The organism is Mycobacterium alsense (assembly GCF_002086635.1).
In the GTDB taxonomy this organism is placed as follows: Bacteria; Actinomycetota; Actinomycetes; order Mycobacteriales; family Mycobacteriaceae; genus Mycobacterium; species Mycobacterium alsense.
Genome location: NZ_MVHD01000081.1, coordinates 1 through 13,097, shown reverse-complemented (window position 1 = coordinate 13,097; position 13,097 = coordinate 1). Strand labels below are relative to the sequence as shown.

At 60.4% G+C, this 13,097-nt stretch carries 14 protein-coding genes and 12 tRNA genes; 2 read left to right on the top strand and 24 right to left on the bottom strand.

The features are described from left to right. Window positions 1-364: 364 nt before the first annotated feature. The 13 genes from BST11_RS25545 to BST11_RS25485 form a co-directional block, all read right to left on the bottom strand. Window positions 365-435 (bottom strand) — tRNA-Gln (locus tag BST11_RS25545). Window positions 436-512: 77 nt separating this feature from the next. Then, window positions 513-584: transfer RNA gene (locus BST11_RS25540), tRNA-Asn, on the bottom strand. 104 nt (window positions 585-688) lie between these two features. Next, a tRNA-Glu gene (locus BST11_RS25535) sits at window positions 689-761 on the bottom strand. Window positions 762-818: 57 nt separating this feature from the next. Beyond that, window positions 819-891: transfer RNA gene (locus BST11_RS25530), tRNA-Glu, on the bottom strand. Window positions 892-1,159: 268 nt separating this feature from the next. Further along, window positions 1,160-1,232, bottom strand: a tRNA-Arg gene (locus BST11_RS25525). A gap of 72 nt (window positions 1,233-1,304) precedes the next feature. Then, a tRNA-Ile gene (locus BST11_RS25520) sits at window positions 1,305-1,375 on the bottom strand. A 326-nt stretch (window positions 1,376-1,701) separates the two neighbouring features. Then, window positions 1,702-1,775 (bottom strand) — tRNA-Leu (locus BST11_RS25515). Window positions 1,776-1,850: 75 nt separating this feature from the next. Beyond that, a tRNA-Asp gene (locus BST11_RS25510) sits at window positions 1,851-1,924 on the bottom strand. Beyond that, window positions 1,910-2,311, bottom strand: a complete 402-nt coding sequence (locus BST11_RS29330; protein WP_083141001.1) for an HNH endonuclease — start codon at window positions 2,309-2,311, stop codon at window positions 1,910-1,912. Before BST11_RS29330 ends, BST11_RS25510 begins: the two co-directional genes overlap by 15 nt. Before the next feature lie 96 nt (window positions 2,312-2,407). Next, window positions 2,408-2,481 (bottom strand) — tRNA-Thr (locus tag BST11_RS25500). 1 nt (window position 2,482) lies between these two features. Beyond that, window positions 2,483-2,557 (bottom strand) — tRNA-Val (locus BST11_RS25495). 138 nt (window positions 2,558-2,695) lie between these two features. Further along, window positions 2,696-2,768, bottom strand: a tRNA-Phe gene (locus BST11_RS25490). Between the two features lie 304 nt (window positions 2,769-3,072). After that, a tRNA-His gene (locus tag BST11_RS25485) sits at window positions 3,073-3,145 on the bottom strand. Between the two features lie 153 nt (window positions 3,146-3,298). Between BST11_RS25485 and BST11_RS29325 the strand changes: the two genes are divergently transcribed. After that, window positions 3,299-5,674: a transglycosylase family protein gene (locus BST11_RS29325; protein ID WP_372509751.1), complete on the top strand. Its 2,376-nt coding sequence runs from the start codon at window positions 3,299-3,301 to the stop codon at window positions 5,672-5,674. A gap of 21 nt (window positions 5,675-5,695) precedes the next feature. Here BST11_RS29325 and BST11_RS25475 read toward each other — a convergent pair whose 3' ends face one another. The 7 genes from BST11_RS25475 to BST11_RS25445 form a co-directional block, all read right to left on the bottom strand. After that, entirely contained in the window at window positions 5,696-6,187 is a 492-nt protein-coding gene (locus BST11_RS25475; RefSeq protein ID WP_142276575.1) for a hypothetical protein, read from the bottom strand. Then, window positions 6,156-6,533: a single stranded DNA-binding domain-containing protein gene (locus tag BST11_RS27380; protein ID WP_142276574.1), complete on the bottom strand. Its 378-nt coding sequence runs from the start codon at window positions 6,531-6,533 to the stop codon at window positions 6,156-6,158. The genes BST11_RS25475 and BST11_RS27380 overlap by 32 nt, the downstream gene beginning before the upstream one ends. A gap of 411 nt (window positions 6,534-6,944) precedes the next feature. Then, window positions 6,945-7,253 (bottom strand): hypothetical protein, encoded by a 309-nt coding sequence (locus BST11_RS25460; protein WP_142276573.1) that lies wholly within the window; start codon window positions 7,251-7,253, stop codon window positions 6,945-6,947. Further along, window positions 7,246-7,524, bottom strand: a complete 279-nt coding sequence (locus BST11_RS25455; protein ID WP_142276572.1) for a hypothetical protein — start codon at window positions 7,522-7,524, stop codon at window positions 7,246-7,248. Before BST11_RS25455 ends, BST11_RS25460 begins: the two co-directional genes overlap by 8 nt. A 25-nt stretch (window positions 7,525-7,549) precedes the next feature. After that, window positions 7,550-7,975: a hypothetical protein gene (locus tag BST11_RS27375; protein ID WP_142276571.1), complete on the bottom strand. Its 426-nt coding sequence runs from the start codon at window positions 7,973-7,975 to the stop codon at window positions 7,550-7,552. Next, a complete protein-coding gene (locus BST11_RS25450; RefSeq protein WP_142276570.1) occupies window positions 7,975-8,316 on the bottom strand; it encodes a hypothetical protein in 342 nt (113 codons plus the stop codon). Before BST11_RS25450 ends, BST11_RS27375 begins: the two co-directional genes overlap by 1 nt. Window positions 8,317-8,320: 4 nt before the next feature. Then, complete coding sequence (locus BST11_RS25445) at window positions 8,321-8,938, bottom strand: ATP-dependent Clp protease proteolytic subunit (RefSeq protein WP_158086827.1); 618 nt, start codon at window positions 8,936-8,938, stop codon at window positions 8,321-8,323. A gap of 339 nt (window positions 8,939-9,277) precedes the next feature. On the opposite strand from BST11_RS25445, the gene BST11_RS25440 reads away from it, so the two are divergent. Beyond that, window positions 9,278-9,640 (top strand): histone-like nucleoid-structuring protein Lsr2, encoded by a 363-nt coding sequence (locus BST11_RS25440; protein ID WP_083140994.1) that lies wholly within the window; start codon window positions 9,278-9,280, stop codon window positions 9,638-9,640. A gap of 367 nt (window positions 9,641-10,007) precedes the next feature. Here the strand turns inward: BST11_RS25440 and BST11_RS25435 are convergent, their stop codons facing one another. The 4 genes from BST11_RS25435 to BST11_RS25420 all read right to left on the bottom strand — a co-directional run bounded on the left by BST11_RS25435 (window position 10,008) and on the right by BST11_RS25420 (window position 12,878). Continuing rightward, window positions 10,008-10,886 carry a hypothetical protein gene (locus BST11_RS25435; RefSeq protein WP_142276569.1) on the bottom strand — a complete coding sequence of 293 codons (879 nt, stop codon included), beginning with the start codon at window positions 10,884-10,886 and terminating at the stop codon, window positions 10,008-10,010. 248 nt (window positions 10,887-11,134) lie between these two features. Beyond that, window positions 11,135-11,800: a metallophosphoesterase family protein gene (locus tag BST11_RS25430; RefSeq protein ID WP_083140992.1), complete on the bottom strand. Its 666-nt coding sequence runs from the start codon at window positions 11,798-11,800 to the stop codon at window positions 11,135-11,137. Next, window positions 11,797-12,468, bottom strand: coding sequence for a hypothetical protein (locus BST11_RS25425; protein ID WP_142276567.1), 672 nt, complete (start codon window positions 12,466-12,468; stop codon window positions 11,797-11,799). The genes BST11_RS25430 and BST11_RS25425 overlap by 4 nt, the downstream gene beginning before the upstream one ends. A gap of 38 nt (window positions 12,469-12,506) precedes the next feature. Then, on the bottom strand, window positions 12,507-12,878 hold the full coding sequence (locus tag BST11_RS25420) for an ERF family protein (protein ID WP_083140990.1): 372 nt from the start codon (window positions 12,876-12,878) through the stop codon (window positions 12,507-12,509). Between the last annotated feature and the right edge of the window lie 219 nt (window positions 12,879-13,097).

Sequence of the window (13,097 nt, the reverse complement as noted above, 5' to 3'; positions counted from 1 at the left end):
CCCGCTACCCGACGACCTCCGCACCGCTCTGCTCAAAATCCGCGCCTGTGATGCGCACTAATTTGAGCCAAGTCGGGAAAGTTAGTGCTATAAAAATCGGGGGAGGGGATTCTCAAAATGCCCTACGGGCAACACGTTTCACATCCGGCGCAAATCAAATGCTCGCAGCCCGGACACCAGTAGGCATCCCACTCCCGCTCGTTGTGCAACTCGTGACACAGCGGGCATTCCTGAATGTAAACAAACACCTACTGCGCGAACAGCGTTCCGGCTAGCAACCGGACCCAGCCGCCTGGCTGGTTGCGCTCTCCTTTAGCTAGGCGCCTATGGTTCTCTCTGTTCTTCACTTCGTCTATTGTAATAGTTGGAGAGACAGGGGTCGAACCTATGTCGCCGGGGTCAAAGCCCGGAATGCTGCCCTTACACCACTCTCCATTTGCACCCTCGCAGTGAGTCGAACACTGCATCCGGCCTTCGGAGGGCCGGCGCCAGATCCGCTGGCGAAGGTAAAGCTGGCCAACCTGGACTCGAACCAGGAGTCATGCGTTAACAGCGCATTGGTTTGCCAATTAACCGACTGGCCAAAGGCGGTGCTCTATGCCACGCGGCACCGCGAACGTGACCAGTGCTACTGCGCCCATCTGGCCGGCGGCCGTGGACTCACACCCCACAGCTAGCGGTTATAACGCATTCGCGGCGGGATTCGAACCCGCGATCTTCACCTTGAGAGGGTGACGAGATGACCGCTACTCCACGCGAACAGGGTCAGGCGGTGGCTCAACTCCAACCATTAATCCCCTGTAGGGGAACCTGACACGCACTGCGAACGGGATTCGAACCCGTATCTTCCGCTTTGAAAGAGCGGAGACCTAACCGTTAGTCCATCGCAGCGTGTGCGGGCTATGCTGCCCGCTGCTTACTCAACACTCTCCGAATCTCTTCCCAGCCCTCCTCGCACTCAAGAATCAGATCCGAACACAACTCCCAAGTGGCGTAACGCTCATCGTTATCGCCGCCACGCCACTCAACATAAGCCTGCGCCGGCAAATTGCCGACCCCGGGCTTCGCAACCAACACCTGGCCACGCTCCTGGTCCTTGCCCCACGGCTCGGCGGGAGTGCCGACGTGGGCTGCCCAGAATGTTTTTCTCTCTCTCATGCACCCCCACGAGGATTCGAACCCCGGCCCCACGCGGTAGAAACGCGCGGCTCTGTCCACTGAGCTATGGAGGTAGGTAGCCCACGCCTGCCGTAGCTATGAACGCGAGCCCGCCCGGCTGCCTGAATCGGGGACCGGATCGTTTGTAGCCCCACCAAGAATTGAACTTGGATTGCCGCCTTATCAGGGCGGTGTCTTAACCGTTGGACGATAGGGCACTGCGCTTGCGGCGCTGGGCCGCAGCATTGAATGCCCGGCAGTCCGGGCACCGGCATCCACGTTGGTTGCACCCGCGATGGGTGCCGTGTTCTTGATAGCCGAAATCAATCTTGGTCTTTAGTACGTGGCAGCGGTGGCAGAGAACCTGGCACTTGGCCAACTCGTCCGCCAGTCGCTTGTCGCTCCACGACCAAATCCGGTGTGAAATCTTGGCGCCGCTCAAGCCACTCCACTAGCTCGGGCTTCTCCCGCCTGGCGTACTCAAGGGCCGACGAGACGATCCCGAACCTTAATGCGTTGAAACACTTTTCAGTGTCATCCATGTACTTGAGGTGAGAGTCGAACTCACAGACACCACGGTTTGAGCGTGGCGGCTTTGCCGATTTGCCTACTCAAGCTGGCAGGGCTTTTGGTAAGGCGGGAGCCCTCAACCGCCGCCACCCAGGCTTTGGACACCTGGGCTTCTGCTGGCGCGCGACGAACGGAATTCGAATCCGCACCCCCAGCCGTGACAGGGCTGTGCTCTCGCCTATTAAGCTACCGTCGCATGTTGCCCACCGCCTCGGCGCGCGGCATCAACGTGGCGCTTCCAAAGCCTGCACAATCCGCATCGACATCCATGCCGGTTATACATGCTCGGAGTGCCGTGTCGATATGGCACCCGATGGTGGGTAATTCTCTGCTGTTCAATGGATTTAGCCTCGTGGCACGTTCTACACAAAACCTGGCACTTATCCAGTTCTGCACGTAGGCGCACCTCAGACCATGACCAGATCCGGTGGGACGCCTTAGTCCGCGGATCTATGTGATCAACCTGTAACTCGGCGCGCGAACCGCACTCGGCGCAGCACCTATCGGATAAATACTCCGCGCGCCGGCGCGCAACCCATTGGCGTTGATATTCCCGTTGAACTGCCGGGTCTTTATAAGGCATTATAAATTATTATAATGCCCCAGAGCTGAATCCGTAAATCGAACACGGGCCACCGTCATACCAAGACGGGGCACTACCACTGTGCTAATCCAGCGGGGCCACCTGAAGGACTTGCACCCTCCGCCCGCGCTTTACAAGAGCGCCGCTCTACCTACATGAGCTAAGGTGGCGTGGTACCCCGTGAAGGATTCGAACCTCCGACATACGCGGTGTAAACGCGGTGTTCTTCCACTGAACTAACAGGGTGTAGACGGCCGGGTTGCAACTTCCGGGCCACAATTTTCGGTGTGTTTCACCTACGGGCAGCCCGCCGGCCGTCTTGGTGCGTTTCCCACAACCCTTGGGGCCGTGCATTTTGCAGTGGGGCCCCGCACCGGGGCGCAGCCGACTCTCCCGGGATCGAACCAGGAGCCTTCTGCTCTTCACGCAGACGCTCTTCCAATTGAGCTAAGAGTCGAGGGGTGGAGCGAGGCTGAGAGTACGCCCGTCCACGATGAACCTTTCGCCGGATTATTGATTCCCGACTTCTCCACCGACCCCCGCCGGTAGTCCATCACGCCTGGTTGGTTACGCCAACCAATCGTTACGCCGCCGACTACTCCACGACTTTCGATTCAGCTAACGGGAGCTACCCCCTAGCCTGCACTACTTGCCTATGAACCACCGTTGCCTTGCGGGCATCGGGTGGCCTCGGTTCCCGCCCTGCGAGCCGAGGCTTAAGACGCTTTCGTCTGACGACGGGGAAAGACTTTTGCTTTTAACTGACGATACGGATTTCGAGTCCGCAACCTCATCCTCCACAGGGATGCGCTCTACCATTTGAGCTAATCGCCTTCATATGCAATGAAGGTTTGACCAGAGACGTGCTTCCCCATGAAGTTCCGTAACCTTTTGGGCTACAGAATGCTTCACGCCTCTTGCGCTTCAGGCTGGCGGCCTGTTTCGCGCTCTACTCCTCGCGTTCCCGACCCGCCGGCCGGATCTGGTGTGCCGGAAAGCATTTTGCAGCTTGTGCAGGCGTTTGGCCTTCAGGCCAGCACCGACCCGCACGGGGCTCTTCACTCGCGGGGCTTCGCCTTTGACATTCGCCCACCCGACGACATTGGTTGGGACAGCGAAGAGGGCCGCCGCCGCATGGACGCCTTCTCCGACTATGTGCAGCAACACCTGGGTGGCCAGACGCTAGAGCTGATCCACTTTGACGACAAGTTGAAGAAAACCTGGGGCGTTGCGGGCACCCAGGATGTTGACCATACGGGCGACAAGTTTCAGGGCTACTTCTCCGATCAGTATGGGGGCCACAGGGATCACGTTCACTGGGCTACCGACGTTGCGCCGCTGGTCAACCCGGACGGCGGGGCGTTGCCGAGCGTGTTGGGCCCGCCGGACATTCAGACATCAGGTACGCCCGATGGCAACCAGCCGAAGATTGTGGGGCCCCCTGGGGCGCCGGCGCCAATTGCGCCGGTGCCCGCCGGGCCGGCTGCGATCCCCGGGCTTCCAGCGCCGATCCAGGGGCCGTTCGGCCCTGTCCCGTTTGATCCGGGCAACATTCTGCAAAACGTCGGCCGCATCATTTTGCAGTTCATCGGCTCGTTTTTCGGCATCGACCTGTCGGGGCTGTTCAACCTGTTCACGCAGGGCGCAGGGATTGGCGGCCTGGGGCAGGCCAACCAGCAGCAGGGCGATCTGCCGCCCGACCCGGGCCCTGACCCGCAGGTCATCTCCGACCTTGAGGCGCAGGCCGATCTGGCCGACCAGCAGGGCAACCATGATTTGGCCCAAAATTTGCGCAACAGCGCGGATGCGTACAGCAACCGAACAGCGCCGACGCCCGGGTCGGCCACGGCGGACCCTTCTAAGTGGAGTACCAACTGGGATGCCACGGCAGCGTTGGAGTCCGGCGGCAATTGGGCGCTCAACACCGGAAACGGTTATTACGGCGGCTTGCAGTTCAAGCAGTCGACCTGGGAGCAGTACGGGGGAACCCAGTTCGCGCCCCGTGCCGATCTGGCGTCGAAAGAGCAACAGATCGAGGTTGCCGAGCGAACCCTGAACGGCTGGAACGGGATTCCGGGCCAGGGCCCGGGGGCGTGGCCGCACACGTTCGGCGGGACGCCACACGCCGCCGGCGGACCGGTAAGACGCTACGGCGGCGGCGGGGACCACCTCGGCAGGGATGACGGCTTTTCGGTCGGCGGTGCCGTAGCCGGTCCGGGCGGCCCGACTGACGACATGATTCCGGCGATGCTGTCGGACGGCGAGTTCGTGATGCGCGCCGCGGCCGTAAAGCATTACGGCCCGGATCTTTTGGCGGGCATGAATGCCATGCGGGTGCCGATGGCGGGGGGCGGTCCAGTGCGCCGCTACTGGCCTGGCGGAAACGTCACCCCCGGCGTTCCTGACCCGAATAACCCATTTTCCAACAAGGGAATGCCCGCCAATATGGCGAGGCGGTTCGACTTCTTGTCCGAGGCCGACAAGGCAAAGGTGCTCGGCCTAATGAATGATGGCGGCTTTGTGAAAAACAATGGCCCTATCATGGACATTCTTTACAGCAAGAATCACCCCCTTGGGCCGCTTGGCAGCCTTCCCGACGAGGTTGGCTATAAGGAGCCCAGGATCTTGGGTGAGGGGCTTATTCGAAAGTTCGGCCCACTTTTTTCAGAAGTTCCATCATTGCCGTGGTTGTTGTGGACGTTCCAGAAAGACGCCCAAACAGTGCCGGAACCATATACGCCCATGGCGCAGGTTGGCGTTACCGGCGCCGAGGGTTTGGGGCTTGGGCTCGGCATTTCTGGTGCCACCGGGATTGGGCTCGGAACAATAGCAGGGGCCGGCACAGCCGGGGCTGCCGGCCTTATGGCGATTTCCACCGCGACTGGCGCGGCCACCGGCGGCGGCAATGATGTTGCTTGGGAGAACTTTTCCACCGGCCACGGCCCGATACCGTCTGGCCCAATGCCGCCGGGCATCAGCTCGCCCGGGACGGTGAACGTTGGGCCGGCCCCCCCGCAGCCGGCGGGACGTACTTCCAGATGTAGCCCCCCGCCGCGGCACCGACGCCGGGGACGAGCTGGCTATAGATGCCCTGAGCGACCTTGGTGTACCCGCTGGCGTTGGGGTGGACCCCCGATGCAATGTCCGAAGGCAACAACGGTATCCGCTGGGTATCTAGCACCCACACGCCAGTGTTTACCGTGGAGCGCTGCAACATGGGCGACAGATACATGTTCTTCGCCGGCCGAACGACTATTGGACGAGCAACACCGTGGTGCGGAGGGTTCCGCAACAGTCAGAGCCTTGGCGGGCGACGGCGGGATTCCACGAAACGAGTTAGTACCGGCCGGCGCACTGGTGTAGTGCGGCGGGTGGTTAACCATGTCAGTCATCTGGCAGGGGATGTCCGTTCAAGATGTGGTTGGCGATCTGCCCTATCCAGATGCGGCGCTGATCCTCACGCCAGACCGCCGGGTCGGCGCCATCCGGCGTCGGGCGCGGTGTGTAAACAAACCCATACCTGCCGCACACCGCCGCGGCGTCCGCCCGCGTGTAGGCGTCCTCAAAGAACTCGCGCACAGACATGAACTGGTCCGTAAAAAGGTCAACATCTTCCCACCGGCGGCCGGCCAGCCAATTCTTGGGCGACGGCACCCACCGCATGTCCTTCGGATCAACATTGCGGGCATACGATTGGGCCCGCTCGATCAGCATTTGAGGGTCAACGCCCTCCTGCATCAGATCCAGAAAGACGTTGTACGCCTGTGTCTGGTCGATATGCCTGGGATACGCCCTGAAGAACTCTTGAAAGGTTTCGTTGAAGTACTGCCTGGCGGCCTTGCGGTCAGAAGGGAAAACGCTTGCCCGACTTGCCATTTGAACCAGCCGCAGCCTTGGCGCGGGGCTTCCCCACCGGGGCCGCGGCCAACACGTTCAGACGCACATAGGTTTTACCCTCGTACTCCTCCATGTAGGGCTCACCCGACACCCACAAATCCTGCCGCCCAGTCACATTGTCGGCCAGATACTCGGCCAGGGGGCCGAACACGGTAGCGTCCACACGGATTTCCCGGTCGAACTCCCACTCCCCTGCATCATTCTTGTGGTTGTTACGGAAGCTCAAGGGCAACCTGGCGTAGCTGACGCCGGTTCGGTCAGATACCTGAAGTTCCACGCCCTCGCTGAGCAAGAAACCCCGCCCGCTTAACACTGGGAGACTCATCTATGATCCTGTCTTTCGTACCATCAGGATTCAAGCGTAACCGTAACCTATTACAAAAGAGGATAGGAACCACCCGCGTGTCCTCGCCGGGGCGGATGTGAAAACCCTCCGCGTGGGCCGCCTCTGGGTGATGCTCAACCCAGCCATGACACCCAGCAGTACCATGCCCACACAGATGAACAATGTTATTGGGCGTCCATTCACCGCCCTGGCCGCGCTTGCGACGGTGGTGGAAAGAATGCGCCACTCTTCCACATCTTTCGCAGAGGCCCCCGGAGCGAGCCGCCACAAGGGCCCGGCAGGTGCGCTCATCCACGCCGCCTCAAAATCTTGTCCAAATCCTCGCACCATGTGCACACCCAGCCCACGCGGGGCACCCACCGCATCTGCATCTTGCAGTCGGGGCAAGGCTCATTCGGCTCGGGCATCAAACTCACCGGCCCACATGGCGAAATCCATTTCCTCGTCCGCCATTTCAGCCACCACACCACACACCGCATCAGCCACCTGTTGGGTGACCTTAGAAATCTCCGGGATCACGCCCTGCCCATACATTGCGACCAGCTGATCATTACGGCCGGTCTTGTATGCCTCAAGCACACGCTCGGCCAGCGCCGCCCACGGATGATTTTCGGCCGCAAGGGTTTCCGCGAGCGGCCCCAACGTCGCATACAGCATCTCGGCCAGCGGCAACGGGATCATCAAATGGGCGCTACTCACCGCTATCCTCCAATTCCTGCTCCCACCGCTGGAACGCCTCGTCATGGCGGCGGGCAGCTTCCTCGGCGGCGTGTTGTTCCGTTAATACGTGAACACCTTTAGTGATTTCGCCCAGGACCGGGAAGATGGCGGGCCCATAGTTTTGCATGAACCAGGCCGCCAAGGCTTCGTTATAGGCTGCGAGCCACTGGACGATCCACCACCTCACATTATCCGGCAGTTGCGGGTGAGATGCAATGGTATACATGGAAATTCGCGCCGCCTCGGCCAACCTGTAGGGCAAAACGACCCAATCGTTAGGGTCTAGCGACTCTGGATTGAGGTGCTGCGGTGGGCGCCGAAACCGTTTCAACCAATCGAACATTCAAACCGTACTTCTTGACTTCCTTTTTGGTGGGCGGACGGTAGATCGCATACCTGCCGTCATCATCAACCCATTCGAGCACCACCCAGTCACCAAACCAGAAGTGGCATCCAGAAACCCACAGGCTGGACCGCTCCTGGGAAACACTAACCTCCGAGCGCCCGTTGCGCACCGCAAAATCCGCCAGGGCGGGAAGGTTGTCCTTCGATAGCTTCACCGCAAGCAAGGGCTCCCGAACCTCAACCGGGTCATGCCTATCAAACGGAATTGTGGACGGAAAATAGGGCAAGATGACAGTTTGGGAGCTCGGCGGCGGATAGGGCAACATGTTCGGATTTACAGTGCAACCAAAAGCCATCAGATACCTCCCTGTGGGCTGAACATAGACGCTTTCATTAGCGAAGCTACCGACTGAAGGGCCCGCAGCTTAGTTCGCAAACTGTCAAACGTGTCAATCACGAACTTGTACTCAATCTCGGCGAAATCCAATGCTGCCTGCTCACTTTCGGTCGCTAAATCGGCCTCGTATTTACGCTCAGCCGCGGTGCCCGGGGCTTTCGCATACGCCAACGCATACGCCTTCTTGTGCGCCTGGCGGGCAGCCCGAACCCTCTCGTGATACTCCTTGATAACGTGCGGGGCTTCGTCCAAGCGATGGTTCAACTCCACCATCTCCCGCTCTACATCAAGCGGCGTCACCAACTCATCCGATGGCATCTGCCAGCCCCAACTTCACCGCCTCCTCGGCGCTCACCCACCAGTCGCGGCGGTGAATCCGATCCAACAAATACGCCCTCGCCAACTTGCCGGTGTTGCGCTCCATGAACACATCCACCATGCGGTCAATCGACCGCTTCATGTACTCGGCCTCATCGAAAACATCGTCAAGCTTGCCCTGGGCGCCGCCAGAACCCTTGTGGATCATCAGCTGCGCGGTCGCGCCCATCACCCTGTGGTCGGCGGCCTGAAGAATGACCCCGCCGGCCGCCACAAAGGTGTGCGAATACGCCTCGCCTTCTGTGGCGTCCTCAACGGGGTCTTGCTGGATGACCGGCGGGTCAGCCAAGTAGGCGGCAACCTTGTCGTTGAAATGGTCCTGCCAGTTCCCCGACACGTCGCCCGCGAAGTCCTCCCAGGCGCCGGCCCGGTCGGTGCGGTACCTGTGGGCAAGCCGCACATCCTCGGCGTCGGTGGGATTCACCCCATGGTTAGAGCTGATCACCTCGTCGTCATAAATGAACTCGGGGGCGCCGGTCTCCGCATCGTTAGTGCCGCTGCGGATGCCTTTCCACATGCCATTCTTGGGCAAGGCGTTCCACATAGACCGGCTCCACTTATGCCAGTCAAAAGTAATAGTGGCCATTCAGTCTTTCGTTTCACCTAAATAAAGGTCCAGCAGCCTATGTAGGGCCTCTGTCCAAACCTGTTCGGCGCGTTCGTCACCGTCCGCGCGGGCCTTGAGTTGTTCCCGGCGGGCGTTAAGAATCAGGTCGGCCGTGGATTCTATGGGGAAAACTCCTTATCCCGCTCAGCTTTATAATATCATTTAAGCTGTCTAATTAGTTGATTACCAATTGCTTCTGCCGCCATTCACTTGACAAGTCCGGGGCGCTGCCCCACCCTTGAGATAGGCAACGTGTCCTATAGAGAGGTTTGTGACATGGCGCACAGGACGGTATGGGTAGATGACCTGGACCCCACTAAAGAGGCTGTCGAGACAGTTATCTTCGGCGTGGACGGTGTTACCTATGAAATTGATGTGTGCGCAGAAAACGCTGAAAGGGTGCGGAACGCCATTGAGCCGTTCGCCTCGGCAGGCCGCCGCCGCAACGGCGAAGGCGCGCACCCCAGATCTGCGCCGGTGATCGCAAAGCGGGCCCAGGACGCCGCAACCCGCAAACGCGAGAAGCAAGACGCCATCCGCGCCTGGGCGAAGAAACAGGGCTTCGCCGTCGCCGACCGGGGCCGCATCCCCATCTCGGTACAGCAGGCATTCGAGTCCGCGCACGACCGCAAAAGCTAGCCCTTTGTAATAGTTGACAACTGCGGGCACTGGCGTATCATGGTGCCATGCCCGTGGAGTATTACAACGCACCCGCGACTGGTGGGGTCTCGGACCTAGAAGAACAGTTTGAGCAGGACATCCCCTGCGAGGTATGCGGCAAGCCCGCCACCTTTATGAGCATGGGGCACCCCAACACCTGCAATCGCGGCGGCGCTGAACGCCCGCCCTACTACAAGTGCACCCAGTGCTACGTTGTCTGGGTTATTGATGTCGCTAGAGACATTGCTCACGGCCGTGGCCAGATTAGGTGCCGGCACGCTCCCACACCATCTACGAGAATTTCGAAAGACACCAACATGCTTGACATGCACCGCGGGGCCCTCCTTCAGACCATTAAATCTATCGGCTGCCGGCGCGCAGACTGCACCTCAACCCCCAAAAGCAGGGCCTCCCAGCCCTTGTAAAGATCCAAGGCATACAGGCGGCAGATGTACTCGCCGCCCACTTGTTCAAGCGGGCAATGCACCAGCAGGCCCCACGCCTGGTTCAACTCCGGGTGAATGGGCGACCGGTAGGCGATGCCGTCAGCATTGGGTTCGGCATCCCACACATGGGCCTGGGTGAACGTGTCGTCGGAATACACCTTGCCGCGAGAATAGATCGCCACCTGAATCATGGTGGCCAACGGATACTTCGGCTCATCGGTGCCCGTCTTTAAATCCCCCACGCACACACCAAGGTCGGGGTGGACGTAGAGGCGGTCAAGGCTGCCGGCGCCGCGGACCTTCTTGCCCCTGTGCTCGTCATCGACAACCACGAACATTTCGCTGCCCAGGGTTTGCAGATTCGCGGTGGCCGCCCGGTACGCATCGAGGGGGCCCTTCAACGCCTCCGGGACATAGCCCCAATCCAGCTCACCCTTGTCGAGCAGATCAGCGAACTCGTGAATCGCCGTGCCGAAGTCGGCCCTGCCCTGCGCCTGGGCCAACTTGGTAGCTGTCTCCACCAGCTCCTTGAGGGCAGTCTTGTTCTCCCGATAAGGGTCTTGAGAACGGGCAATTATGGCGGAAACTCGGGCCTGCAACGACTTCGACCGCATCAAGCCGATCATCGCCATTGAGGCGGACCAGTTGATGAGGCCGCCCTTGTCGTCCAGCCACTTGGCCATGGTCGATGGCCGCGTGTACGCAACCTTCTTCCCCCCAGCCGGGGGAAAAAGCATGGGCCTGCCCCAGCGGTCGCGCTCAATATTGTAATCGGTCATTGACCGCTACATTAAGGCGCGCCCCTCACGCTTTGTAATAGGGCACGCCGAAGGAAAAAATTTATTCCTGTGTGCGCACAATCAGGCTGCCGGCTCCGTAAGACCCGTCCTCACCGAAGGGCCGGAACCGAACATCGGCAGTGGCCTCCCGGTCTGCATTATCTGCGACCACGGCACGCAGGTCTCCGAGCGTCCAGTGTGACCGGTTGTATTCACTAACGTTGAAGTTGCTATCTGACATATGTCTCCTAGTGGGGCATTTGCCCCACGTCTAATAGGGCGGCGGCGATTACGTCGAGGTGCACAGGACGCAAATCCCAAGCATCGACACCGACATGAATGGTGGGCGAGTCGCGAAAAATGATGGCGCCGTTGTGCCCGATGAGTCCGGCGCGGTACTTCTCCCGAGAGTGGGTGTGCCCGTGTAGGAGGGGCAGTCCCTCGTCGCGCAGCCGATATTGGATGTACCTGTCCTTGTCGGTGTGGTCGCCGCGGTAGGGGAAGTGAGACAGCAACACGTTCTGGCCGTTAATCTTTCGCCGCGCCATGGTTTGCACCGACGCGAACACCTTCAGGTACTCGGGCTGCCACTTGTGGGAGTTGCGGTGCAGCGGGTGAACCCCATCATGGTTGCCGGCGATCAGATGCTTCTCCCCCGGCCGGTTCGACAACCATTGCAGGGCGGACAGCTGGGCGGCCGTTCCGCCCGCGGAAATATCCCCCAACACCCACACCTGGTCGCCGGGCTTGACCACCGCATCCCAGTTACCGGCCAGCTCCGAGTCGTGATCCACGACCCCGGACTCAATGCGGCGCTCGTTAACGGGCAGGCTTTGACACTCTGGAATGAACCCTCGAATGGTTGCGCACAATCGGTGACCGATATGCAGATCAGAGGTGAACCACACGCTCACTTCTGGGCCCACTCCCTTCCACAAACGTCACAGTGACGAATCACCTCGGCCCACTCGGGCTCCCCCATGGCGGGCTGGCGGATCTTGTGGATCGCCAACTCGCCACAGCCGGGGCAGGTGCAGCCGCCAAGGAACACCTCGGGCTCCTGCTCCGACATTCGCACCCGGTTCTCGGCGTCGGAAAACGGCACCAGCACAAGGGGGGCGGGGCGATTGCCGTGGAACTTGTCATTCCGATGTGTCCACGCCCAGACGCCAACACCACAAAGCGGCAGCCCCGCGGCGGCCTGAAACGCCCCCAAAATGTTGTCGGCACTGGCCGCCCACAACGCGCCGGTAACCAAGATCAACAACCCCACAACAAGAGACAGAGTGTAGGTGAGCCGCACGCGGCGACGACCGCGGCGCTCGTCCAGATCCCACCGATCAATCTTTCGCTGCCGCTGCGCAATCTCCAACAGAGTTGGGTGGCTGGGAAAGTCAACCACCATGCCCTCATCGGGCGGCAGATTAGACGACACGCGAACAACACGTCGGCCGCGGGCGTGGATTCGCTCAAACGGGTAAGGTGCGCTAGCGCCAAGCAGTTCCTCGCGCTGCTTCTCAAGCTCCCGAAAGAACCTTAGATTCTCTAACCGAACCTGTTCTTCTAGTGTCTCGGGGATCATGCAGACCGGCCTCCTCTCCCCCCACTTCTCTACAACGATCAACTTGCTACAGCAGTGCCCATGCCCAGCGCCTCGGCGGTAGCGAGGATCTTGTCAACGTCCTTCTCTGTCGCGCTAGCCACCCACACAAAATCCTCCGGGTAGACGCCCGACTTCTCAATAGCGTCCCGCAGCTTGTCCTTGGCGGCATCCAGTGGACTGCGCTTCCCGCCCTTCTTGGTGCGGGGCACCTCCCTCACCGCGGCCTGGCCGTCGTCGTCCTCGTCGGCCACCAAGCCGGTGATCGCCATCTCCGCATACCGGCGCTTGTAGGTGACATCCGAGCCCTCAGCCTGCGTCAGATTCTTGGCGTCGCACGGGACGGTGAGCAGCCACTCGCCGGTCAAGTACTGGCCCGACTCGTGAATCAAATACCACGTCAAACCGTTGCCGGCGGCTGAACATAGCCCGCCCTACGCGCAGTCTCCTCATCAAAGATGCCGGTTTGGGTAAGATTCAGCCGGCCGCGATTTCAGAGCCAGGCGCGACAAGGCCACCCTGATGCTGATGGCGGGGGACTGTCAGAACAACGGTGGATCTGATCTTGGTCTGACACGCCGAGCGTGAGCTTGGCGGGAAGGACTGACGAT

What these genes read in the sequence shown, in the direction of transcription:
- BST11_RS27380 (WP_142276574.1), bottom strand. Translation starts at nt 6,533, where the DNA reads ATGAGTCTCCCAGTGTTAAGCGGGCGGGGTTTCTTGCTCAGCGAGGGC.
- BST11_RS25440 (WP_083140994.1), top strand. Translation starts at nt 9,278, where the DNA reads ATGGCGCACAGGACGGTATGGGTAGATGACCTGGACCCCACTAAAGAG.
- BST11_RS29330 (WP_083141001.1), bottom strand. Translation starts at nt 2,311, where the DNA reads ATGCCTTATAAAGACCCGGCAGTTCAACGGGAATATCAACGCCAATGG.
- BST11_RS25475 (WP_142276575.1), bottom strand. Translation starts at nt 6,187, where the DNA reads ATGGCAAGTCGGGCAAGCGTTTTCCCTTCTGACCGCAAGGCCGCCAGG.
- BST11_RS25435 (WP_142276569.1), bottom strand. Translation starts at nt 10,886, where the DNA reads ATGACCGATTACAATATTGAGCGCGACCGCTGGGGCAGGCCCATGCTT.
- BST11_RS25425 (WP_142276567.1), bottom strand. Translation starts at nt 12,468, where the DNA reads ATGATCCCCGAGACACTAGAAGAACAGGTTCGGTTAGAGAATCTAAGG.
- BST11_RS25445 (WP_158086827.1), bottom strand. Translation starts at nt 8,938, where the DNA reads ATGTGGAACGCCTTGCCCAAGAATGGCATGTGGAAAGGCATCCGCAGC.
- BST11_RS27375 (WP_142276571.1), bottom strand. Translation starts at nt 7,975, where the DNA reads ATGGCTTTTGGTTGCACTGTAAATCCGAACATGTTGCCCTATCCGCCG.